The sequence below is a fragment of the Methylibium rhizosphaerae genome (assembly GCF_006386545.1).
Classification (GTDB): domain Bacteria; phylum Pseudomonadota; class Gammaproteobacteria; order Burkholderiales; family Burkholderiaceae_C; genus Pseudorivibacter; species Pseudorivibacter rhizosphaerae.
The window spans coordinates 33,266-54,363 of sequence record NZ_SWAR01000018.1; the positions used below are offsets into that span (position 1 = coordinate 33,266).

Annotated in this window: 17 protein-coding genes; 6 read left to right on the forward strand and 11 right to left on the reverse strand. The window is 70.5% G+C overall.

Features of this window, described 5'->3' with window-relative positions; translation table 11 throughout:
• Positions 1–18: 18 nt before the first annotated feature.
• The 5 genes from E8D38_RS14230 (at position 19) to E8D38_RS14245 (ending at position 6,506) form a co-directional block, all read left to right on the forward strand.
• On the forward strand, positions 19–612 hold the full coding sequence (locus tag E8D38_RS14230; protein WP_246099489.1) for a helix-turn-helix domain-containing protein: 594 nt from the start codon (positions 19–21) through the stop codon (positions 610–612).
• A 36-nt stretch (positions 613–648) separates the two neighbouring features.
• The gene (locus E8D38_RS14235) at positions 649–996 is read left to right on the forward strand and encodes a DUF2845 domain-containing protein (RefSeq protein ID WP_140631685.1); all 348 of its coding nucleotides are present in this window, start codon (positions 649–651) and stop codon (positions 994–996) included.
• Positions 997–1,179: 183 nt separating this feature from the next.
• The gene (gene gshA, locus E8D38_RS14240; RefSeq protein ID WP_246099496.1) at positions 1,180–2,664 is read left to right on the forward strand and encodes a glutamate--cysteine ligase; all 1,485 of its coding nucleotides are present in this window, start codon (positions 1,180–1,182) and stop codon (positions 2,662–2,664) included.
• A 124-nt stretch (positions 2,665–2,788) separates the two neighbouring features.
• The gene (locus E8D38_RS28315) at positions 2,789–4,252 is read left to right on the forward strand and encodes an extracellular solute-binding protein (RefSeq protein WP_181179146.1); all 1,464 of its coding nucleotides are present in this window, start codon (positions 2,789–2,791) and stop codon (positions 4,250–4,252) included.
• A gap of 13 nt (positions 4,253–4,265) precedes the next feature.
• Positions 4,266–6,506 carry a putative bifunctional diguanylate cyclase/phosphodiesterase gene (locus E8D38_RS14245; protein WP_181179147.1) on the forward strand — a complete coding sequence of 747 codons (2,241 nt, stop codon included), beginning with the start codon at positions 4,266–4,268 and terminating at the stop codon, positions 6,504–6,506.
• Here E8D38_RS14245 and E8D38_RS14250 read toward each other — a convergent pair.
• Positions 6,484–8,265, reverse strand: a complete 1,782-nt coding sequence (locus E8D38_RS14250; protein WP_140631695.1) for a choice-of-anchor X domain-containing protein — start codon at positions 8,263–8,265, stop codon at positions 6,484–6,486. The genes E8D38_RS14245 and E8D38_RS14250 overlap by 23 nt on opposite strands.
• 140 nt (positions 8,266–8,405) lie before the next feature.
• Positions 8,406–9,251 carry an urease accessory protein UreD gene (locus tag E8D38_RS14255; RefSeq protein WP_140631699.1) on the reverse strand — a complete coding sequence of 282 codons (846 nt, stop codon included), beginning with the start codon at positions 9,249–9,251 and terminating at the stop codon, positions 8,406–8,408.
• An 83-nt stretch (positions 9,252–9,334) separates the two neighbouring features.
• Between E8D38_RS14255 and E8D38_RS14260 the strand changes: the two genes are divergently transcribed.
• Positions 9,335–11,122: a GGDEF domain-containing protein gene (locus tag E8D38_RS14260; RefSeq protein ID WP_246099490.1), complete on the forward strand. Its 1,788-nt coding sequence runs from the start codon at positions 9,335–9,337 to the stop codon at positions 11,120–11,122.
• 49 nt (positions 11,123–11,171) lie between these two features.
• On the opposite strand, the gene E8D38_RS14265 is transcribed toward E8D38_RS14260, so the two are convergent.
• The 9 genes from E8D38_RS14265 to uraD form a co-directional block, all read right to left on the reverse strand.
• Positions 11,172–11,726 carry a DUF2894 domain-containing protein gene (locus tag E8D38_RS14265; RefSeq protein ID WP_140631705.1) on the reverse strand — a complete coding sequence of 185 codons (555 nt, stop codon included), beginning with the start codon at positions 11,724–11,726 and terminating at the stop codon, positions 11,172–11,174.
• The gene (locus E8D38_RS14270; protein WP_140631708.1) at positions 11,719–12,369 is read right to left on the reverse strand and encodes an OmpA family protein; all 651 of its coding nucleotides are present in this window, start codon (positions 12,367–12,369) and stop codon (positions 11,719–11,721) included. The genes E8D38_RS14265 and E8D38_RS14270 overlap by 8 nt, the downstream gene beginning before the upstream one ends.
• A 1-nt stretch (position 12,370) precedes the next feature.
• Positions 12,371–14,296 (reverse strand): DUF802 domain-containing protein, encoded by a 1,926-nt coding sequence (locus E8D38_RS14275; RefSeq protein WP_140631713.1) that lies wholly within the window; start codon positions 14,294–14,296, stop codon positions 12,371–12,373.
• A complete protein-coding gene (locus tag E8D38_RS14280; RefSeq protein WP_140631719.1) occupies positions 14,293–14,994 on the reverse strand; it encodes a DUF3348 family protein in 702 nt (233 codons plus the stop codon). The genes E8D38_RS14275 and E8D38_RS14280 overlap by 4 nt, the downstream gene beginning before the upstream one ends.
• Positions 14,995–15,349: 355 nt before the next feature.
• Positions 15,350–16,117 (reverse strand): ABC transporter permease, encoded by a 768-nt coding sequence (locus E8D38_RS14285; protein ID WP_140631724.1) that lies wholly within the window; start codon positions 16,115–16,117, stop codon positions 15,350–15,352.
• On the reverse strand, positions 16,114–16,932 hold the full coding sequence (locus E8D38_RS14290) for an ABC transporter ATP-binding protein (protein ID WP_140631729.1): 819 nt from the start codon (positions 16,930–16,932) through the stop codon (positions 16,114–16,116). The genes E8D38_RS14285 and E8D38_RS14290 overlap by 4 nt, the downstream gene beginning before the upstream one ends.
• Positions 16,929–17,978 (reverse strand): ABC transporter substrate-binding protein, encoded by a 1,050-nt coding sequence (locus E8D38_RS14295; RefSeq protein WP_425462776.1) that lies wholly within the window; start codon positions 17,976–17,978, stop codon positions 16,929–16,931. The genes E8D38_RS14290 and E8D38_RS14295 overlap by 4 nt, the downstream gene beginning before the upstream one ends.
• A 113-nt stretch (positions 17,979–18,091) precedes the next feature.
• Positions 18,092–19,321: a M20 family metallopeptidase gene (locus E8D38_RS14300; RefSeq protein WP_140631737.1), complete on the reverse strand. Its 1,230-nt coding sequence runs from the start codon at positions 19,319–19,321 to the stop codon at positions 18,092–18,094.
• The gene (gene uraD, locus E8D38_RS14305) at positions 19,318–21,093 is read right to left on the reverse strand and encodes a 2-oxo-4-hydroxy-4-carboxy-5-ureidoimidazoline decarboxylase (RefSeq protein WP_140631741.1); all 1,776 of its coding nucleotides are present in this window, start codon (positions 21,091–21,093) and stop codon (positions 19,318–19,320) included. The genes E8D38_RS14300 and uraD overlap by 4 nt, the downstream gene beginning before the upstream one ends.
• Positions 21,094–21,098 lie beyond the last annotated feature (5 nt).

Here is a 21,098-nt window from a genome sequence, read left to right on the forward strand (position 1 = left end):
CAGCCCATCGACACGCTGGTGCTGGCAGGCGGCGAGGAGCCGGCGGTGCGCGCGGCCATCGTCGATCACGGCCTGGCCGCCTGGCTGGCCGGGGTGGCGCCGCGCACCCGCCGCGTGGCCAGCGTGTGCAGCGGCGCCTTCGCGCTGGCAGCGGCCGGCCTGCTCGACGGCCGCGAGGCCACGACGCACTGGCGGGTGTGCGACATGCTGCAGGCCATGCGGCCGCAGGTACGGGTGCAGCGCGAACGCATCTACGTGCACGACGGCCCGGTGTGGACCTCGGCCGGCGTCACCACCGGCATCGAGCCGGCGCTGGCAGAACGGGTGCAGATGAGCCCGCGGCATTTCGCGCGGGCCTTCGCGGCGCAGACCGGCTGCACGCCGGCGCGTTTCGTCGAGCATCACCGCCTGGCGACGGCCGAGCAGTTGCTGCGCCGCACGTCGTGGACCCAGGAGCGCATCGCGAGTCGCAGCGGCTTCGGCTCGGTGGACGCGCTGCAGCGCGCCTTCGCCCGCCAGCACGGGCTCACGCCGCAGGCTTTTCGCGAGGGACGGCCGCCGCTCCCGGCAGGGTCCGCGCCGTTGCACACGCCGACCCCGCGCGCACAATGAAGCCCAGGCGCCGCCGATGCGGCGAAGGGGTGTGCCATGAAGCGTCTGTTGTTGCCCGGCCTGTGGTGCCTGGCCCTGCTGTCGGCCGGCGCACCGGGCCATGCCGAATCGCTGCGCTGCAACGGCCACTCGGCGCAGGTGGGCGACTCGCGGCTGTCGGTGCTCTACAAGTGCGGCGAGCCGCTGATGAAGGACTCCTACTGCGCGCCGGTGTACTACGCGCAGACGCTGCAGCCGGTGCCGCCGCAGGTGGCGGGCCTCGCGGTGCCCTGCCAGCCGGTGGACGAATGGCTCTACGATCGCGGCCCCGGCAACCTGATGGTCACGGTGCGCTTCCGCGGCGGGGCGGTGCAGGCCATCGAGTACGGTCGCGTGCCCCAGTAGGCCCCCTGGCGCCAAGGGGGCGAGATTGTGCCAACGAGCCGCCCGCCCTGCCGCCGCGCAGGGGCAATGCGTCTGCGGCGATGATGGCGGCCCCCGCCACCGACCCAGACAGAAGACGGAGACCTTCACGTGAGCACCTTGCACGAACGACTGCGGGCCCTGCCGCCCGCGGCCCTGGAGGGCATGCGGCGCGGCATCGAGAAAGAGAGCCTGCGCTCGCTGCCGGGCGGCGAGCTGGCGCTCACCCCGCATCCGGCCGCGCTCGGCTCGGCGCTCACCAACGAGCACATCACCACCGACTTCAGCGAGTCGCAGCTGGAGCTCATCACCGGCGTGCATGCGGACGTCGAGTCCTGCCTGGCCGAGCTCACCCGGATCCACCAGTTCGTGTACCCGGCCATCGGCGAGGAGCTCCTGTGGGTGGGCAGCATGCCCTGCGGGCTGCCGGCCGACGAGACGATTCCCATCGGCCGCTACGGCTCCTCCAACATCGGCCGCGCCAAGAGCGTCTACCGCATGGGGCTCGGCCACCGCTACGGCCGGCGCATGCAGACGATCTCCGGCATCCACTACAACTGGTCGATGCCGGGCCTGTCGAACGACGACTACTTCGCGCTGATCCGCAACTTCCGCCGCCATTCGTTCCTGCTGCTGTATCTCTTCGGCGCGTCGCCGGCCCTGTGCTCCAGCTTCGTCGAAGGCCGCGAGCACCGGCTCGAGGTGTTCAAGGGCCACACGCTGCACATGCCGCACGGCACCTCGCTGCGCATGGGCCGCCTGGGCTACCAGAGCGATGCCCAGGCCACGCTGGCGGTGAGCTACAACAGCCTCGAGAGCTATGGCGCGTCGCTGCAGGACGCGCTGACGCGGCCCTATCCGCCCTACGAGGCGCTGGGCATCCTGAACCCGGGCGGCGAATACAACCAGCTCGCCACCACGCTGCTGCAGATCGAGAACGAGTTCTACGGCACCATCCGGCCCAAGCGGGTGATCCGCCGCGGCGAGCGCCCGCTGCATGCGCTGCGAGAGCGCGGCGTCGAATACGTCGAGGTGCGCTGCATGGACCTCGACCCGTTCGTGCCGGTGGGCATTGCCGCGTCGACCATGCGCTTCCTCGACGTGTTCCTGCTGCACTGCCTGCTGGCCGACAGTGCGCCCGACACGCCGCAGGAGATCGCGGCGCTGGGCCGCAACCAGCACCGCACCGCCGAGCGCGGCCGCGAGCCCGGCCTGCTGCTGCTGCGCGGCAGCACCGAAGTGCCGCTGGTCCAGTGGGGCGCCGAAGTGCTGGAGCAATGCGCGCCCATCGCCGCGGCGCTCGATGCGGTCCACGGCGGGCATGGCCATCGCGATGCGGTGGATGCTGCCGCCGGCGCACTGGCTCAGCCGCAAGGCCTGCCGTCGGCCCGGGTGCTCTCGGCCATGCGCGACGAGCACGACGGCTCCTATGTGCGGTTCGTGAAGGCGCAGTCGCTGAAGACGCGGCAGCTGCTGACGCAGCAGCCGCTGGACGACGAAGCGCGGGCGCATTTCGAGCGCCTGGCTGCCGAATCGATCGACGAGCAGCGCCGTTGCGAAGCGGCCGACACCGAGCCGTTCGAGACCTACCGGCAGCAGTACCTCGCGCCCGAGCGCCTGTGGGTCAGGCCTCGCGACCCCGCGCGGTAGCGCAAACCGAGAAATACGCCACAGGTGGGCGCCCGGTCCGGTGTTGCGGGCGGGCTATCTTGCCGGGTGGGCAGGACGCCGGGCGCGTGCGAAGCGCGCCCGCAGCAGGAGCAGACGCATCGACATGCCACCCAAGCAGGTTCTCCCGGCCGCGGCCTTGGCTGCGGCCCTGTGGGCGCTTTGCGCCGCGGGCGCCCATGCCGGCGATCAGGCCGAGCGCGCGGTGGCCGCGGTGCGCCGCCTGGTCGAAGGCGGCGAGGTGCGGGCCGGCACGGTGCTGAAGCTGCGGGCCAAGCAGGGCAACATGGTCTCCCTGCTCGGCCGCGATTCCGAGCTGCAGAAGGACTGGGAAAGGCGTACCGGCATCCTGGTCGACGCGAGCGCGATGCCGCAGCTCGACTCGCTGGAATTCATCCGCCAGGCTAGCGACATCGACCTCACCATCGCCCGCAACCACGAGTACCCCGACCTCGTGCACGGCCAGCTGATCGAAGACCTCACGCCGCTGCTCGAACGCTTCGGCTTCACGCTGCCCGACGACCCGCAAAGCGGCTACATGCTGGTGCGCCACCAGGCCTGGTTCGGCGACCGCGTGGTGGCCGTGCCGGCCGACATGGACATCGCACTGCTGTTCGTGCGCCGCGACCTGCTCGAGGACCCGGTGCACCGGGCGAACTACCGGCAGCGCTACGGGCGCGAGCTGGCGGTGCCGCGCACCTGGGCCGAATACGAGCGGCAGGTCGAATACTTCAGCCGACCGGCCGAAGGCTTCTACGGCGCTGCCGAACCCCGCGAGAAGGTCACCGGGTGGATGTACTGGCTGCCGCGCTACCTGTCGGCGGCGGCGCCGAACCAGTGGCTGTTCGACGACCGCATGCGCCCGCTCATCGATTCGAAGGCCGGCGTGGCCGCCACGCGCAGCTACCTGGCCACTGTGCGCCACTCGCCGCCGCAGGCGCTCGAGGACGGCCGCGACTACAGCTACACGCTGCCGTACTTCATTCGCGGCAAGGCCTACGCCACCGTGCTCACCACCGCGACCGCCAAGATCTCGAACCGGGAGGATTCGGCCGTCAGGGGCAAGTTCGTCGCGGCACCGATGCCGGGGCATCAGGTCGGCGGGCGCCTGGTGCGGCGCACGCAGTTCATGTACGGCAACAACCTCGTGGTGCCCGCCGGCGCGCCCAACAAGCTGCTCGGCTTCCTGTACGCGATGTGGCTCACCGACCCGGACAACGCTTCGCGCTCGGTGGCCGCCAACGGCATTGCCGACCCCTACCGCTACAACAGCCTGCGCGACGACAGGGTGCGCGCGATGTACCAGCCGCACACGCTCGACGTGCTGGAGGCCGAGCTGGCCCATGCGGCGCCATCCGGCACGGGCCTGCCCGGCGACAGCGAATACCTCGGGGCGCTCAGCCGCAACATCTGGCTGGCCGCCCGCGGCGAGCTCTCGCCGGAGCAGGCCATGGCCCGGACGGCACGCCAGTGGGAGGCCATCACCGAACGCTACGGGCGCGACGCCCAGATCGCCCACTGGCGGGCCTTCAGTAAGCTGTACCCCACCGCGCTCGATGCGGCCCGTTGACCCGCCGGCCGCCATGAAACCGCATCGCCTCACCCTGCGCACCCGGCTCGCGCTCAGCTTCGCAGGGGCGGGCCTGCTGGTGGTCGCGCTGCTGCTGGTGGGGCACCGCGTGGTGCGCGAAGCGGCGCTCCAGCAGGAAGAGGCGCTGACCGCGCAGGTGCGGCCGCTGGCCCGCATCAACCGACTGCAGTCGCAGATCAGCCGCATCCGCGTGCTCGAGGTCGAACTGCCGCGCCTGACCGACCTGTTCGCGGTGGCCAACCAGCTCGAACTGCTGGAGGCCGAGCGCCGGGCCTTCGACCGCGAGCTGAGCGAGTTCACCGGCGAACTCCGGGAGCAGCAACCCGCTGCGGCGGCAGTGCTCGACGAACGCTGGCGCCGCTACCAGGCCGAACTGGAAGGGCTGCGCCGCCATGTCAAGGCGATGGACCTGGCCGCCGCGCAGCGGCTGGCCACCTTCGAGTCGGCTGAACGATTCAAGGCCGTCTCGCACACGCTCAAGCAGCTGGCCGAAGGCACCGAGTCGCAGGCGGCGGCGGCCCTGGCGCAGGCGCGCGGCCAGCAGGGTCGGCAGCTGGTGCTGTTCCTGGCCATGTCGGCCTTCGGCCTGGTGGCGCTCGCCTTGTGGACCGGGCTGCTGGCGCGTTCGGTGTCGGGCCGCATCTCGCGCCTGCGCGACGCCGCCGCGCGAGTGGCCGAAGGGCAGGGCGAACAGCCCGTGCCGGTGAGCGGCAACGACGAGCTGGCCGACCTTGGCCTGGCCTTCAACACCATGCAGGCCAAGGTGGCCGCGCGCGAAAAGGCGCTGCGCGCCGCGCACGACGAGCTCGACGCCCGGGTGGCGCAACGTACGCAGGAGCTGCACTCGGCCAACGAGCAGCTGCTGCGCGAGATCGACGAGCGGCGCCGTGCGGAACAGCGGCTGGCGCACCAGGCGCAATACGACAGCCTCACCGACCTGCCCAACCGCATGCTGGCCATGGACCGGCTGTCGCAGGCCATGCTGGCGGCACAGCGCGGCGGGCACCACGTGGTGCTGATCTTCCTGGACCTCGACGACTTCAAGAAGGTCAACGACACCCTCGGCCACCCGGCCGGCGATGCGCTGCTGGTGCAGGCCGCGGCCCGCCTGCGCCATGCGGTGCGGGCCGGGGACACCGTGGCGCGCCACGGCGGCGACGAGTTCCTGGTGATCCTGGGCGGGCTCACGGCGCCCGAGGACGCGGAGGTCATCGCCGAGAAGATCCTGCGGGCCTTCGCGCCGCCGTTTTCGGTGGGCGAGAACGAGGTCGTGGTCTCGCCCAGCCTGGGGCTGGCCGTCTACCCGGACGACGGCGACGAAGGCAGCCTGCTGCTGCGCAACGCCGACCTTGCGATGTACGACGCCAAGGATTCCGGCCGCAACACCTTCCGCTACTTCAACCAGCAGGTGCACGACAGCTCGGTGCAGCGCCTGGCCATCGAGCACAGCCTGCGCAGCGCCGCCTCGCGCGACGAATTCGAGCTGGTGTACCAGCCGCTGGTGGCGGCCGCCGGCGGCCAGGTGGTGGGCGCCGAGGCGCTGCTGCGCTGGCGCAGCGCCGAACATGGCTACGTGCTGCCGGACCACTTCATCTCGGTGGCCGAACACACCGGCCTCATCGTCGACATCGGCGACTGGGTGCTGCGCACCGCCTGCGAGCAGCTGCGCGCCTGGCACGACGCCGGCTGGAGCGGGCTGCATATGGCGGTCAACGTGTCGCCGCGCCAGTTCCGCGGCGACCGGCTGCTGCGCAGCGTGCGTGAATGCCTGGCCGTCCACCGGTTTGCGCCGGGCGGGCTGCAGGTCGAGGTGACCGAAGGCCTGCTGATCCGCAACCAGCCCGAGGTGCACGACATGCTGGCCGCGCTGAGCGGCCTGGGCGTGCGCCTGGCGATGGACGACTTCGGCACCGGCTACTCGTCGCTGTCCTACCTGAAGCGCTTTCCGTTCGATGCGATCAAGATCGACCGCGGCTTCGTGCGCGACGTGGCCTCCGACCCCGACGACCGTGCGCTCGTGATCGCCGCCATCCGCATGGGCAAGGGGCTGGGCCTGTCGGTCGTGGCCGAAGGCGTGGAGACCGAGCAGCAGCGTGCATTCCTGGCGGAGCAGGGCTGCGACGTGCTGCAGGGCTTCCTGTTCGGCGCGCCGTTGCCGGCGGACGCATTTGCACAGCGGTGGCTGGGCAGCACGGTCCGCACGGCGCCGCTCAGTGCGCGAACGCCGGCTTGAGCGGCTCGAGGAAGATCTCCTCGATCGGGAAGTCGATCGGCTTCAGGCAGCTCATGCCGGCGGTGGCCTCCAGCCTGGCTTGCCGGTCGAGCAGGTCATGGAAGGTGCGCTGCACGCCGTCGATGTTCTTCGGCATGTTGTTGCCGGTGAGGAAGTCCGATAGCTTGGCTTCGGCCCCGAGCATGCGAGGCTTGATGTGCAGGAATCCGGTATCGGTGCTTCCGGTATGGCATCCGCTGCAGGTGGCCAGCGAGAACATGTGCCGCGCTTCGGGGTTGGTGACGCCGGGAGGCGACCAGATGAAGCCCGCGCCCGGGTCGATATGGCCGCCCCGGAACGGCGCCGTGCCCGGGTAGGTGAGCGGCACCTCGTGCTTGCCGGCCAGGATGGCGGACTCATGCTGGTTGACGAAGTCGCCCACAGCCGGCGAATTCTGCAGCGAGCGATCCGGTGTCTGCGCGACGGTGTCGTGCATCAGCCGGCCGGCGAACGGCCCCTTGTTGAGCTGCAGCTTCGATTCACGCAGCTGCCAGAAAGTCTCGAAGAATGTGTTGCCCAGCGCGAACTCGTTGGTGCGGACCTGGTTGATGGCGCTGCGGTTCGGCAGCTTCGACGGGTCGGCATCGCGCAGCGTGAACTGGTCGGTGAGGGCTTGCAGCGCCGTGTTGTAGGCGGGTGAGCCCAGCGCGAGGCTGCCGAGCGCGCGCCACTGCCTTGCCCAGTCGCGCACTGCGAAGCAGCCGTTGCGGCGGATGCCGTATTCGAAGATCACCGTGAAAGGCATGGCCTGCGGAATGAAGGGCGGGCCGGCGAGCTTGCAATTGAGCGCACCGAACACGAGGCGCGCCTCGCCGGCGTCGCCGGAGCCGTACAGCGTGTTGCCGCGCAGGTCCTGCCGGTTCACGATGGCCAGCAGGCGGAAGGGCGCACGGGCGAGGTCGAGCTTGCCATTGCCCAGGCGCGGCCAGTTGTCGAGCAGGCGCGGCAGGCCGATGGCACGGTTGGGCACGGTGAAGCCGTTGATGCTGAGGTCGTTCTGCCACTGGTTGACCCACCATTCGGCAAAGTCGGCCGGGTGGATGCCGGTGACCGGCTCGTTGGCCATTTCGGTCATCAGCTTGCCGAAGGTCCAGGCGCCCATCTGCGTGCCATTGCCGCTGCAGGCGTCGTAGGTGCGCAACGGATCCTCGACCACCAGCGTGCTGGTGATCAGCAGCTCGCGGGCCGGGTCCACCACGAAGGGGATGCCGGAGATCTTGTCGAGCGGGCTCGCCCTCCCGGCCTCCAGCGCAGTGAACCGCGATGGCGCCGGCGGCTCATGGCGCAGCAGCTCGCGCTGCGGCCCGAACACCGGCAGCGCGCGGTATTTCGACAGGCGCTCGATGCGTTGCTGCTGAATGCGGTTGACCTGCGCGGCATCGACCTGCACGACGGCGGCATAGACGCCGTCTGCGGCGCGGGTGTCTGGCGCGGCGCCGTCATCGCGCAGTGGCGTGGGGCCGAGGCCGCCCTGGATCACCAGCGCCGTGTTGCGGCGCTTGTCGGCGAACTGCATGCGCACGACGGCATTGCCGGCGGCGGTGGGCCTGGGCAACAGCTCGATGCTGGCCGAGGCCACCTGCGGAGGCGCCTTGGCATGCGAGGGATCGAATCGCAGCTCCACGGCGCCGGCGGGCGGTGTGAGCGTGAGCAGTGCAAAGGCAAGGCAGGCAGACAGCAGGGTGACGGCGACGACGCGCCGGCGGAGCGAAAGGTGCATGACGGTTGACTCCCTGATGGGCCGGTACCGCGTGAATGGGTACTCATGGCTCAGGCCAGTCTAGGCAGCCGCTTCCGGTTTGACAGCCGATGGCTTAGGGGGAACCCACGCAGGTGGGGGTAGGGGCTTGCAGCGGGCGCTCAGGTGCGCCACACCCGCGGCGGCTCGGCCGCCAGTCCCCACATCGCCTGGCGCCATGCGGCGCGCACCCGCTGCAGTGCGGCGAAGGGCGCCTCGGTGCGGTGCGCCAGCGCGCGCAGCACCACCACGTGCGGGTTGGGCGAGGTGATGCCTGCGTGCAGCTCGCTGCCCTGCAGCGCCTCGCGCGCGGCCTGCAGCAGCGTGTCGATGCGGGCGGTGCCCATCGCGTCGCCGCTCGCCCACCATAGGGTGGCCAGCACTCCATGGCCGGCCCAGCCGAGCGGCGAGGCGAGCAGCCTGCGCGTGTGGGCCGCGTGTTTCGGGTCGTCGAAGTCGAGCACGCCGCGTTCGAGCCAGCGGCCCGGAAGGCGCAGCTGCTGCTCGAAGCGGCCTTGGGCGAACGGCTCGCCCGCGGCCGGCAGGCCGAGGGCGAGCAGGTCCCAGCCCAGCATCTCGGCGCCGGCGTCGAGGGTGAAGTCGAGGTGGTTCACCGCACGCGTGCGGTCGTAGGCGATGGTTTCCATCGGCAGCCATTCGAGCCGCGCACCGGCTGCCACATGGGCTGCCAGCGCCTGCCGCGCCTCTTCGCCGGCGCTGCGGTAGAAGCGGGTGGCGCCCGGCGTGGTGACGAGCGCATGGCTGTTCGCCTCGAGCCGCAGCTCGATGTCGAGCCGGTCGCCGCCGACGATGCCGCCGGGCGGGTGCACCAGCACGTGGTGGCAGATGCCCGGCCCTTCGGGGTACAGCGCCTGCAGCACGCGCAAGGGGCCGTCGTGGCGGTCGTGGGCGACGGTGCGATCGCCTTCGCGGCGGTAGTGCAGGTTCAATCGGCCGGGCCAGCCCATGGAGTGCGAGGGAAAGACAAAGGGCGCCAGTGTAGGGCCGCACCTCGTTGACCCCGCGGCGCGGCCCCTTCACCATGCGCGCCATGAAGCCGCCGCGCGAGAGGGAATCGGCTGCCCTGCGCCAGGCCCGCAAGGGCTGGCGCATCCAGTACGTCGATTCGGCCAGCTCGATCAGGCTGGCCGAACAGGCGCTGGCGCGGGCCGAGCCCGGTGGCGACCGCCCGGCCGAGGCCTGGGCCCTGCTGACGCGCGGCTTCCACCGCATGCGCTACGTGTCGCCGCGCGAAGGGGCCGCCGAGCTGCGCCGCGCGCAGCAGTGCTTCGCCCGCCTGAGCGACCGGCGCGGAGAGATCCTCGCCACCGTGGGCGTGGCCCGTTGCGAATGGATGGAAGGCCGGTTCCGCGAATCGCTCGACGAGCTGCTGCCGCTGCGCGCCGAGGCGCTGGCGGTGCTGCGGCACGAGGAACGGGCGATGTTCCTCAACGGCATCGCCGGGTGCTATTCGGCGATGGCGCAGTCGGCCCAGGCGTTTGCCTACATGTACGAGGCGCTGCGCGAGTCGAGCGCGGTGCGCGACCACGGCTTCGACGTGGTGCTGTACTGCAACCTCGCCCATGAGCTCTACCAGCTGGGTGACTACTACGAGGCGCTGAGCTACCTCAAGGAAGGCATCGCCCGCAGCGACCGGCTGCACAACGCCCGGCTGGCCAGCGTGCTGCGCACCAACCGCGTGGTGTGCCTCACCGACCTCGAACGCGCCGGCGAGGCGCTGGCCGACATCGAAGCCGTGCTGGCGCTGCCCGGCGAAGCCGAGCGCCGCGGCCCGAGCGGGCCTGCCTACGAGACCATGGCGATCGCCGCCCTGCGCGCCGGCGAGCTGGCGCTGGGCCGGGAGCTGCTGCAGCGTGCGCGCGAGGCGCTGCCGCACGAGCGGCTGCCCGATGCGCGGGTGGAGCTGGTGGTGGGCGAAGCCGAACTGCTGGCGCGACAGGGCGACCCGCAGCGGGCGGTCGAATGCCTGGAGGCGGCCCGGCCGCTGCAGACCGAGGGCCTGAGCCTGCGTGCGCAATGCCTGTACTTCCAGCGGCTGGCCGACCTGCATGAGGCCCTGGGTCACACGCCCGAGGCCTTGCGGCACATGCACACCTGGCAGCAGCTGCACACCGAGCGCGCGCGGCTCGCATCGCAGGCGCGCTACCAGGCCGCCTCGCTGCAGACCGAGCTGCTGCGCCTGCAGCACGAGCGCGACGAGATCGACGCCAGGCAGCGCGCCACCGAACGGGCCAAGGCCGAGCTGGAGGCGATCAACCTGCAGCTGCAGCAGAAGGTGCGCGAGGTGGAGGCGCTGCAGGCCGAGCTGCAGCAGCGCGCGGTGCGCGACGCGCTCACCGGCCTCTTCAACCGCCGGCACCTGAACGACGTGCTGCCGTCGATGCTGGCGCTCGCGCAGCGCGACGGGCAGCCGCTGGCCATGGTCATCATTGACCTGGACCACTTCAAGGCGGTGAACGACGAATACGGCCACCAGGCCGGCGACGTCGTGCTGCGGGCGTTCGGCGAGCTGCTGCACCGGCGCATGCGCAAGAGCGACGTGGCCTGCCGCTACGGCGGCGAGGAGTTCTGCCTGCTGCTGCCGCGCACGAGCGCGGTGGCGGCGCGGCGCAAGGTCGAAGGCCTGCTGAAGGAGTGGCGGGGCGCGAGCTTCGACTTCCCGAGCGGCCGCCTGGCCTCGGCCACGTTTTCGGCAGGGGTGGCCGACACGGCGGTGGTGGCCGCGTCGCCGGAGGCCCTGCTCAACGCGGCCGACCGCTGCGCGCTGCAGGCCAAGCGGCTTGGGCGCAACCGGGTGGTCGTGGCGGATGTGCCGTAGCTGGAACCCCAACTCATTCACCGCGCCTCCGCGGTGAAAGGTATTGAGCCTAGGACCGCTTGCCGCCCGCTTCCGGCAGCACGCCGCCGTCGGTGGCCTGGTCGAGCCACAGCAGCGTGTCCACATAGGACACGAAGCGGTGCAGGTACTCGGGCGACACGTCCTGCATCAGCGAAAGCGCCCGGTGCACCAGGCGCTGCGAGTTCAGCGGGCCGGCGTTGCGCGGCGCCCTGGCCTGCAGGTCCGCCAGCCGCTGCTGGCTCACCAGGCGGTCGCGGGTGGCCTTGAAGTGCCGCAGCGGCGGTAGCTCCATGTCGGCGGTGCGAGCTGCCGGGGCGGTCGAGGACGGCGTCGCATGGGCGCAGAGTTCTTCCAGCAGCGCGGCCAGCGGCGTGCGCCGGGCCGGTGCCGGTGGGGCGGCGTCGCGGTGCGGCACGCCGGTGTCGCCCACGGGGGGCGTCTCAGCCCTCAGCTCGGCGAGGCGAGCCTCGATGAGGGCTCTCGCCGCGCCTTCCTGCTGCGCGGCGCGCCTGGCCAGGGCCTCGATGAAATGCAGGCGCACCGGGTCCGCCGGTGAGGCTTGCGGGGCGCGCCTGTCAGTCATGGGACTTCACCGATACGCCCCCAGGCTGCCGCCTCTGCGTGGGCGCGATCTCGACGCGGCGGTTGCGGGCCCGGCCCTCGGCATCGTCGTTCGAGGCCACCGGCTGCTGCGAGCCGAAGGCCGCGGCGAACACCGATGACGGCGGCAGGCCTTCCTCGATGAGCACCCGGGTCACGGTGAGCGCACGCTGCGCCGACAGCTCCCAGTTGTCGGCGAATTCGCGGCTGCCGCCGCGCATCGGCCGGTCGTCGGTGAAGCCGCTCACCATCAGGATCTCGTCGCGCGCCTTCAGGTAGGCGGCCAGCGGCGCGGCGAGGCTCTGCAGGACCTGGCGGCCTTCGGGTTGCAGCTGCGCCGAGTTGAAGGCGAACAGCACGCTGCCGCTGATCCCGATGCGGCCGTCGACCAGCGTCACCCGCCCGGCTGCCAGCGGGCCCGCCAGTGCCTTCTCCAGCGCTTCACGGCGCAATGCCTCGGCCTCGCGTCGCGCCACTTCGGCGTGCAGCTTGTCGGCGAGTTCGAACTGGGCCGCCAGCGCGCAGGCCAGGATCAGCACGAAAGCGCCCAGCAGCCCGGCCATCAGGTCGCCGAACACGGCCCACACCGGTGCCGCCGGCTCGACGCCGGTGTCCAGGTCGTCCACGTCAGGCCTCCGCGATGGCCGGCGCGTGCTGCAGCGAGACCCGCTGCAGGTCGTCGATGATCTGCTTCTGCGACACGATGCTCAGCTCGATGAGCTCGCGCGCCTGCGCCACGTAGTAGGCCAGCTGTTCGTCGCTGCGGGCCAGCGTCTGGCCGAGTGCGCCTTCGATGCCGCCGAGCTGCGCCGTCAGCTTGTCGCTCGACTCGCTGAACAGCCGCACCGCGAAGCCGAAGGCCTCGCCCAGGCTCGCCACCTCGGCAGCGCCGGCGTTCACCTGCGCCGCGCTGGCGGCCACCTTGTCGGCGCTGGCTTCGAGCGTGCCGGCCAGGCGAGCACCCGCGCCTTCGAGCTGCGCGGCCGACGAGGCCACCAGCGCGTCGATGGCCGCCCGCTGCTCGGTGGCAGCATGGTTCAGGGTGCCCAGCAGCGTGTCGAGCGTGTTCAGCAGGCGATTGCGCTCTTCGAGCAGCGCGTTGTCGCGCTGCATCGATTCGGACAGGTGCTGGCGCAGCTCGCCGATCACTTCGGCCGCGGCGCGCGGCGCTTCGGAGGCCGTCTGCACCAGCCGGGCGATTTCGGCGATGGTGTCGCGTGCATGCGCCTGGGCCTGCGCGCTCATGTCGCGCGCCGTGTCCTCGAGCGTGCGGCAGATCTGCTGCTGCTGGCTCAGCGTGTGCGCGCCGGCCTGCTGCCATTCGTGCTGCAGCGAGGCGGCCATCGCCTGCAGCGACGAGGCCCATTGCGCCAGGCGCTGCTGTTCGCGTTCGGCCGCTTCGCGCTGGGCGGCCGCCTGCGCGGTGCCTACCGCTTCGAGCCAGGCAGCCGAGCGCTGCTCGAAGGTCTCGGCAAAGCGCGTCAGCGTCTCGCGCAGCTGCGCCTGCAGCGCATCGCTGCCCTGCTGCTGGCCGGCCAGCGCGGTCTGCCAGCCCTGGACCAAGGCTGCGGCGCCCGTCTCGAAGCGCTCGGACAGCCCGTCGAGCTGCCGTGCCACCGTGTGCGAGACGTCTTCATGCAGCGCGCTCGTCTGGCGCGCGATGCCGGCCATCGCGGCTTCGACCATCGGCGGGATCGCGGCGCCGGCCGCCCGGGCGGTCTCGGCGAGGCTGTCCTTCAGGCTGCGTTCGACCGATGCGGCGAGGGCCGTGTAGGCAGACTCGGTGCGGCGGTGGAAGTCTTCCTGGCCGCTGGCCAGGCGTGCGGCCTGTTCCTGGCCCTGGCGCTCCAGCGTGGCCATCATGGCCTGCAGCGCGTCCACCAGCGCCGGCATCGTCTCGGCCTGCCGCTGCAGCAAACGGAAGGACTCGTCACGCTGGTGGGCGCGGGAGTAGGGGAACAGCACGGTGGCGACCTTGGCGTCCAGCCGCTGGGTCGTCTGCAGCCTTTCACGCCGGCTCAGGGCCGACATCAGGCCCAGCATCGCCGAGGCGGCCACGCCGGCCACCGAGGTGCCGAAGGCGAAGCCCAGCCCCTTCACCGGCGCCGACAGCACCGTGCGCATGGCTTCCACGCTGGTGGCGCCGTCGAGTGCGAGCGCCGTGCCCTTGAGCGTGGACACCATGCCCAGGAAGGTGCCGAGCATGCCCAGCAGCACCAGCAGGCCGGCCAGATAGGGGGTGAGGGCCGGGCCCGGCAGCGCGACGCGTTCGCCCTCGATGCGCCGGCGCACCGCCTGCCGCAGCGACGGGTCGACGGAGTCGAGCCAGCGGTCCAGCGCGGCGGGTGCTTCGTTCAGCTGAGCCAGCGCCTGCGCCAGCGTGGCGCCGCTGCGGCGCAGGCGCTGCAGTTCGAAGGCCCCGGCCAGGTAGGCGGCGGCGATGAGCGCCGTCATGGCCAGCGCCCAGGGGTGTGACGGCAGGTAGCCAGCACCCACCCAGCTCAGGCAGGCCAGTCCGGCAAGAAAGGCGGCGAAATAGAGGGATCTGTTCATGGCGAAGGGGGCGGCAGCGACCGCAGGGCGGCGAGCAGCCCGTCGATCGGTTGCCATCGGAAGTCGAGTTCGGCGAGCAGCACCCGCCGCATGTCGTCGCGCAAGGCGTCCACGCCGTCATCGGCGGCAGGCGAGGCGGCGGCCGCACGCTCGAAGCGCTGCTCCAGCCACTTCGGCACGATGGACAGCAGCAGGCGCTCCTGTTCGCCCAGCACCTGCTGCATCACCTCGTCCACCGCGGCCAGCCGGGCTGCGTCCGGCGAGCGGCCGCACAAGGCCTCCCGCAGGCGCCCGCGCAGCGCATGGATGCCCGCCTCCATGGCCTGCTGTTTCGCGGCATAGCGCCGGCGCCACAGCAGCAGGTCGGCCTTGGCGTCGGCGGCCGGCGGCTGGGGCGCACGCACGGCGGCCCGCGCGGTGGGCGCGCGCGCGAAGTCCTCGGCGATCGAGCGCTCGAGTCCCTGGCGCGCCCGTGCTGCCTCGGCATCGAGCGCGGCGGCGGCCCGCTGCACCGGCGGCACATCCGCCGCGTCGCTCAGCGCCGCAGCCAGCGGGATCGCGTTCGTCCAGTGGAACCACTGGCTCAGCCGCTCCGAGAAAACGTGTTTCGAGAGGGAAGCGTCAGCTTCGGTGAGCTGAGCCAGCAGGCGGACGAAGGGCGAACCGGTAAGACTCGTGCGATGGGGTTCCCGCACCATGCCGGTAGATGACGTCCTGATGAAAAGCCGCGCAGTCTACTACTGCGGGCTGACGGCGCCGCGGGCGGATCGCACGCAGGGGGGGGCGGGACGGCCAGGATGCTTGGGGTGGCGTGCGCAAAGTCGCTGAACACCTTCACCGCGCCTTGCGGTGAATGCATCGGGGCTGCGGCCCTTCGATACCTCAGGGCGAACGGATGGTTGTTGTTCGCGAGTGAGATGCCATGGCGCACAGCCACTCTCCGTTCGGGCTGAGGTATCGAAGCCCTGCAACGACTGCTGAGGCCCTTCGATACCTCAGGGCGAACGGATGTGGGTTGCGTGCGTGGAACGAATACCTACACCGCGCAAACCCCTACGCCGCCTGCGACCCGCGATGCGCCCAGCCCGTGGTCTTCTTCTCGAGCACCGAGAAGAACTCGTACATCGCCATGGCCATGACGCCGATCACCACCAGCCCGGCGAACGCCAGCGGCATGCGCATCGCCGAGCCGGCGGAGACCAGCAGGTAGCCGATGCCTTCGTTCGACGCGTTCATCTCAGACACGGTGGTGCCCACGAAGGCGAGCGTGATGGCCACTTTCAGCGAGCCGAAGAAGTAGGGCAGCGACCGCGGCAGGCCCACCTTCATGAGCACGTCCCAGCGGCGCGCGCCCAGCACCCGCAGCACGTCTTCCAGCTCCGGCTCCAGCGTCGCCAGCCCGGTGGCGATGTTCACCGTGATCGGAAAGAACGAGATCAGGAAGGCGGTGAGCACTGCCGGCCCCGCGCCGATGCCGAACCACACCACGAGGATGGGCACGAAGGCGGCCTTGGGCAGCGCGTTGAAGGCGGTCATGAGCGGGTACACCGCCGCATAGGCGAGGCGCGACGACCCGATCAGGAAGCCCAGCAGCACGCCCACCACGATGGACAGCGCAAAGCCGACCATCGTCGTCCAGAAGGTCTGCCAGGCGTGCTTGGCGATCTCGGCGCGGAACTCGATCAGGTTGTCCGCGATCTGCAGCGGGCTCGGGAAGATGAACTCGCTCACCTTGAAGGCGCTGCACACGGCCTGCCACAGCACCAGGGTGGCCAGCAGCAGCGCCCAGGGTGCGAGCTGCTCGATTCGCCGCGGCTTCATTGCGCCACCTCCGCGCCGGCGCGGCGCATCGCGCCGATGTGCCCGCGCAGCTCGTGGACGATGTCGGTGAACCGGGGCGTGTAGGTGATCTCCAGGTCGCGCGGGCGCGGCAGGTCGATCTCGCGGCGCGCGACGAACCTCCCGGGGCTCCTGCTCATCACGTACACCGTATCGGCCAGGTAGGTGGCCTCGCGCAGGTCGTGGGTGACCAGGATCACGTTGAAGCGCCGCGCGGTCCACAGGTCGCGCAGCGTGTTCCACAGCTCCTCGCGGGTGAAGGCGTCGAGCGCGCCGAAGGGCTCGTCGAGCAGCAGCATCTTCGGCTCGTGCACCAGCGCCCGGCAGATGCTGGCGCGCTGCTGCATGCCGCCCGACAGCTGCCACGGGTACTTGTCTTCATAGCCCGCCAGCCCCACGCCCTGCAGCAGGCTGCGGGCGCGTGCCTCGTACTCGGCGCGCCTGGCCCTGAAGCTGGAGCGGTAGGGCTCCACGATCTCGAGCGGCAGCAGCACGTTCTGGACGGTGGTGCGCCAGGGCAGCAGCGACGGCGCCTGGAAGGCCATGCCGCTGATCTTGAGCGGGCCGGTGACCGGCTGGCCGCCGATGATGATGCTGCCCTTCGACGGCCTCCTGAGGCCGGTGGCCAGCTTCATGAAGGTGGACTTGCCGCAACCCGACGGGCCCACGATGGCGATGAACTCGCCCTCGCGGACCTGCAGGTTGATGTCTTCGACGGCGAACTGGTTGGCGGCCAGCAGCTCGTCGTTGTAGGCGAGCCAGACGTCGCGGAAGTCGACGAAGGTCGCGCCGCTCACTTCTTCGCCGCCGCGAAGATGTTGCGCTCGGCGGCCGACGGCAGGAAGCCGGCGTTGAACACCGCCTCCGGGTTGATGCGGCCTTTCGTGTTGAACGCGTCGGCCACCTGGCTGGCCATGAGCGCCAGGCGCGGTGCCTTGACCTCGCCGAAGCCTTCGGCCCTGGCGTCGGCGGTGGCGATGACCGTTTCGATGGCCAGCTTCAGGCGCCGCTCCTCGAGTGCGGCGTTGATGATGCCGTCACGCTCCTTCACCACCGCGATGGCGGCTTTCGGGTCGGCGATCACCTCCCTGGCCCCCTTGGTGAAGGCACGCAGGAAGGCCTTCACGCTCTCCGGATTCTTCTGGAGGAAGTCCTCCGAGGCGATGATCACGTTGCCGTAGAGCTTCACGCCGAACTGCGGATAGGGCAGCACCACCACGTCCTTCAGGTCGACGCCGCGGGCTTCCAGGTTCAGCAGCGAGGTGAAGGTGAAGCCGGTGATGGCATCGACGTCGCCCTTGGCGAGCATGGTCTCGCGCAGCGGCGGGTCCATGCTGATCCAGTTCACCGCCCCGATGTTGTTGGCCGTCTGGAAGATCGGGAAGGCGCGGCGGCCGGCGTCGAACACCGGCGCGCCCAGCTTCTTGCCTGCCAGGTCGGCCGGCGCCTTGATGCCGCTCTTCCTGAGCGCCAGCACCGCCGCCGGTGTGTTGTTGTAGACCATCATCACCGCCACCGGCTTGTTGGGGGCGGTGGGGTTGTTGGCATGGAACTCCATCAGCGCCGCCAGGTCGGCGAAGCCCATGTCGTAGGTGCCCGAGGCGACCCGGTTGACCGCGTTGCCCGAGCCGCTGCCGGCGTCGATGCTGACGTTGAGCTTCTCGGCCTTGAAGTAGCCCTTGGCGGCGGGCCACAGGAAGAAGGCGCTGGGCCCCTCGAAGCGCCAGTCGAGCTGGAACTTGAGGTTGGTGTCCTGGGCCCGGGCGGCGGGCGCGCCGGCGACCAGCAGCGTGGCGGCAAGGCCGGCCAGCAGCCGGCGTTTGAGAGGCGAGTGGACTTTCACGTTGGGACCCCGATGTTGTTGCCGTCTTGCGTTCGCAAGAACCGTGCGCAGTGTGCCTGCTGGCACCATGTGCGCACATCGGGGTCACCCCCCGTCCACTCGTCCATCCCCTCTCACTGCAGCAGGTCGTACAGCGAGCGTGCGACGACCTTGGTGGCACGCCGCAGGTCTTCGAGCACCAGGTGCTCGTCAGCCCGCTTGGCGTTGCTTTCCAGCACGGTGCGGGGGCCGGCACCGTAGATCACCGCCGGGATGCCGCGCTCGCAGTACAGCCGCACGTCGGTGTACAGCGGTGTGCCCATGGTGGGGATGGCTTCGCCGAAGACGATCTCGCCGTGCTTCTGCAGCGCGTTGACCAGCGGCGTGTTGCCCGGCAGCGGCTTGAGCGAATTGGCCAGCAGCAGCCGCTTGATCTCGACGGTGATGCCGGGCAGCCCGGCGGTGGCCTCGGTGATCACCCGGCGAATGTCGGCTTCGACCTCGGCCGGGTTCTCCTCCGGGATCATGCGGCGGTCGAGCTTGAGCACCACCTTGCCCGGCACCACGTTGGTGTTGGTGCCGCCCTCGATGCGGCCCACGTTGAGGTAGGGGTGCCTGATGCCCGGCACCTTGGAGATGACCTGCTTGTACTGCTCGTTCTGCGCGTACAGCGCATTGAGCAGCTTCACCGAGCCCTGCAGCGCGTCGACGCCGGTGTGCGGGATGGCGGCATGCGCCATCTTGCCGTGCACCGTGACCTCCATCTGCAGGCAGCCGTTGTGCGCGGTCACCACCTCGTAGCTGAAGCCGGCGGCGATCAGCAGGTCGGGCTTGGTGAGGCCCTGCTTCAGCAGCCAGCCCGGTCCGAGCTCGCCGCCGAACTCTTCGTCGTAGGTGAAGTGCAGCTCGACGCCGCCTTTCAACGGCGCCTTCAGCGATTCGAGCGCGCGCACCGCGAAGGTGAAGGTGGCGAAGTCGCTCTTGCTCACGGCCGAGGCGCGGCCGTAGAGCTTGCCCTCGTGCACCTCGCCGCCATAGGGGTCGTGCGTCCAGCCTTCGCCGGGGGGCACCACGTCGCCGTGGGCATTGAGCGCCACCGTGCGGCCTTCGCCGTACTTGCGGCGCACGATCAGGTTGGTGATCGAGGTGAGACCGTAGTCCCTGACCTCCTGCTCGGGCACGATGTGCTGTTCCGCCTCGAAGCCGAAGGCCTGAAGCAGCCCGGCCGTGCGCTCGGCATGCGGCGCGTTGTTGCCCGGCGGCGTGTCGGTCGGCACGCGCACCATCTCCTGCAGGAAGCGCACCTGTTCGTCGAAGTGCGCGTCGATCCAGACGTCGATTTCTTTGTAATGGTCGGTGGTCATGCGAGTTCCGAGGCGAGTTGGTCAAGGAGGTGCTGGAAGGCCTGGACGCACAGTTGCGTGTCGTCGTTGGTGATGGTTTCCAGCGGGTTGTGGCTGATGCCGGAGTTGCCGCCGCGCAGGAACAGCATGGCCTGCGGCATGACCTCGTGCATCTTCATCGCGTCGTGGCCGGCGCCGCTGGGCATGCGGTAGACCGGCAGGCCCTGAGCCTGCACCGCATGTTCCCAGCGCTGCTGCCAGGCGGGGGCGCTCGGTGCGGCCGCCGCGCGCATGGTTTCTTCGAGCTGGTAGTGCACGCCGCGGCGTTCGCAGATGTCCTTCAGCCTGGCGAGCACGTCACCGGCCAGCGCGTCGCGCTGCTCGTTGGTGGGCGCGCGCAGGTCGAGGCTGAACTGGCAGCGCCCGGGCACCACGTTGATCGAGCCGTTGGGCACGGACAGCATGCCGATCGTGCCCACCGAATCGCCGTCGGCGGCGGCGCGCTGTTCCACGTACAGCGCCAGTTCCGCCACCGCCGCGGCCGCATCGCGCCTGCGGTCCATCGGTGTGGTGCCCGCATGGCTGGCCATCCCGATCACCGCGCCCACGTAGCGCACGCTGCCGTTGATGGAGGTCACCACGCCCAGCGGCAGGTCGAGCTCGTTGAGCACCGGCCCCTGCTCGATATGGGTTTCGATGAAGCCGAGGTAGTCGGCCGGGTCGCGCTTCTGTTTCGCGATGTCGTCGATGCACAGCCCGGCATGCTTCATCGCCTCGCGCATCGTCACGCCGTCGGCGTCGGCCTGGTCCAGCCACGATGGATCGAACTGGCCGATCACCGCGCCCGAGCCCAGGAAGGTGGCCTTGTAGCGCTGGCCTTCCTCTTCGGCAAAGCCGATGACTTCGAGCGTGTACGGCAGCCGCCGGCCGGCCTTGTGCAGGGTGTGCACGCAGGCCATGGGCACCAGGATGCCGAGGCGGCCGTCGTACTTGCCGCCGTTGCGCACGGTGTCGTAGTGGCTCCCGGTGAGCAGTGCCTTGGCCTTCGGATTGACGCCGAGGTAGCGGCCCACCACGTTGCCGACCGCATCGACGTGCACCTCGTCGAAGCCGCATTCGCGCATCCAGTTCGACAGGCGCTGCGCGCAGGCGCGGTGGGCGTCGGTGAGGTAGGTCACCGTGAGCTGACCCTGCTCGGCATAGCCCGGGTCGCTGTGCTGCGCCAGCTTCTCGGCCCAGTCCCAGACCAGGTTGCCGAGGTCCGGCGCGACGCCGAACTTGTCGTTCAGGCGGATCTCGGCGATGCGGTGGATGTTGCGCACGCACTCGGCGAGCTCGAAGTCGGGCGGGTTGTGCAGGCGCCGCGCGAAGGTGTCGATGATCTCGTGGCGAGGCAGGCCCAAGCCGCGCGGCCCCCGCACCGCCAGGATGAACGGCCAGCCGAACTTCGCGTTGTAGTCGGCATTGAGCTGCTGGATGCGCGCGAACTCCTGCGGCGAGCAGTCGGTGAGGCCGGCCTTCGACTGCTCGTGGGTGGACTCGGCGGTGAGCGTCTTGCTCACCATCGCCTTGCCGGCGAGTTCGGGGTGGGCGCGCACCAGCGCGAGCTGCGGCTCGCGTCCGGCCTCGCGCAGCGTTTCCACCAGCGCAAGCTTCAGCGCGGCCAGCGTCTTGAAGGGGCGGCGGGCCCAGGCCTTCTCGGCGATCCAGGGCGAGTGTTCGTACACGCCGTCGAGCGCGGCGGTGAACTCGGCCTGCGAGGCGTCGTTCAGTTGGGCGAGCGAAAGGGGCATGGCGG

Bases quoted from the DNA above. Each gene is read 5' to 3' on its own strand.
- E8D38_RS14235 (WP_140631685.1), top strand. From the start codon at position 649: ATGAAGCGTCTGTTGTTGCCCGGCCTGTGGTGCCTGGCCCTGCTGTCG.
- gshA (WP_246099496.1), top strand. From the start codon at position 1,180: ATGCGGCGCGGCATCGAGAAAGAGAGCCTGCGCTCGCTGCCGGGCGGC.
- E8D38_RS28315 (WP_181179146.1), top strand. From the start codon at position 2,789: ATGCCACCCAAGCAGGTTCTCCCGGCCGCGGCCTTGGCTGCGGCCCTG.
- E8D38_RS14245 (WP_181179147.1), top strand. From the start codon at position 4,266: ATGAAACCGCATCGCCTCACCCTGCGCACCCGGCTCGCGCTCAGCTTC.
- E8D38_RS14250 (WP_140631695.1), bottom strand. From the start codon at position 8,265: ATGCACCTTTCGCTCCGCCGGCGCGTCGTCGCCGTCACCCTGCTGTCT.
- E8D38_RS14255 (WP_140631699.1), bottom strand. From the start codon at position 9,251: ATGGGCTGGCCCGGCCGATTGAACCTGCACTACCGCCGCGAAGGCGAT.
- E8D38_RS14260 (WP_246099490.1), top strand. From the start codon at position 9,335: ATGAAGCCGCCGCGCGAGAGGGAATCGGCTGCCCTGCGCCAGGCCCGC.
- E8D38_RS14265 (WP_140631705.1), bottom strand. From the start codon at position 11,726: ATGACTGACAGGCGCGCCCCGCAAGCCTCACCGGCGGACCCGGTGCGC.
- E8D38_RS14275 (WP_140631713.1), bottom strand. From the start codon at position 14,296: ATGAACAGATCCCTCTATTTCGCCGCCTTTCTTGCCGGACTGGCCTGC.
- E8D38_RS14280 (WP_140631719.1), bottom strand. From the start codon at position 14,994: ATGGTGCGGGAACCCCATCGCACGAGTCTTACCGGTTCGCCCTTCGTC.
- E8D38_RS14285 (WP_140631724.1), bottom strand. From the start codon at position 16,117: ATGAAGCCGCGGCGAATCGAGCAGCTCGCACCCTGGGCGCTGCTGCTG.
- E8D38_RS14300 (WP_140631737.1), bottom strand. From the start codon at position 19,321: ATGACCACCGACCATTACAAAGAAATCGACGTCTGGATCGACGCGCAC.
- uraD (WP_140631741.1), bottom strand. From the start codon at position 21,093: ATGCCCCTTTCGCTCGCCCAACTGAACGACGCCTCGCAGGCCGAGTTC.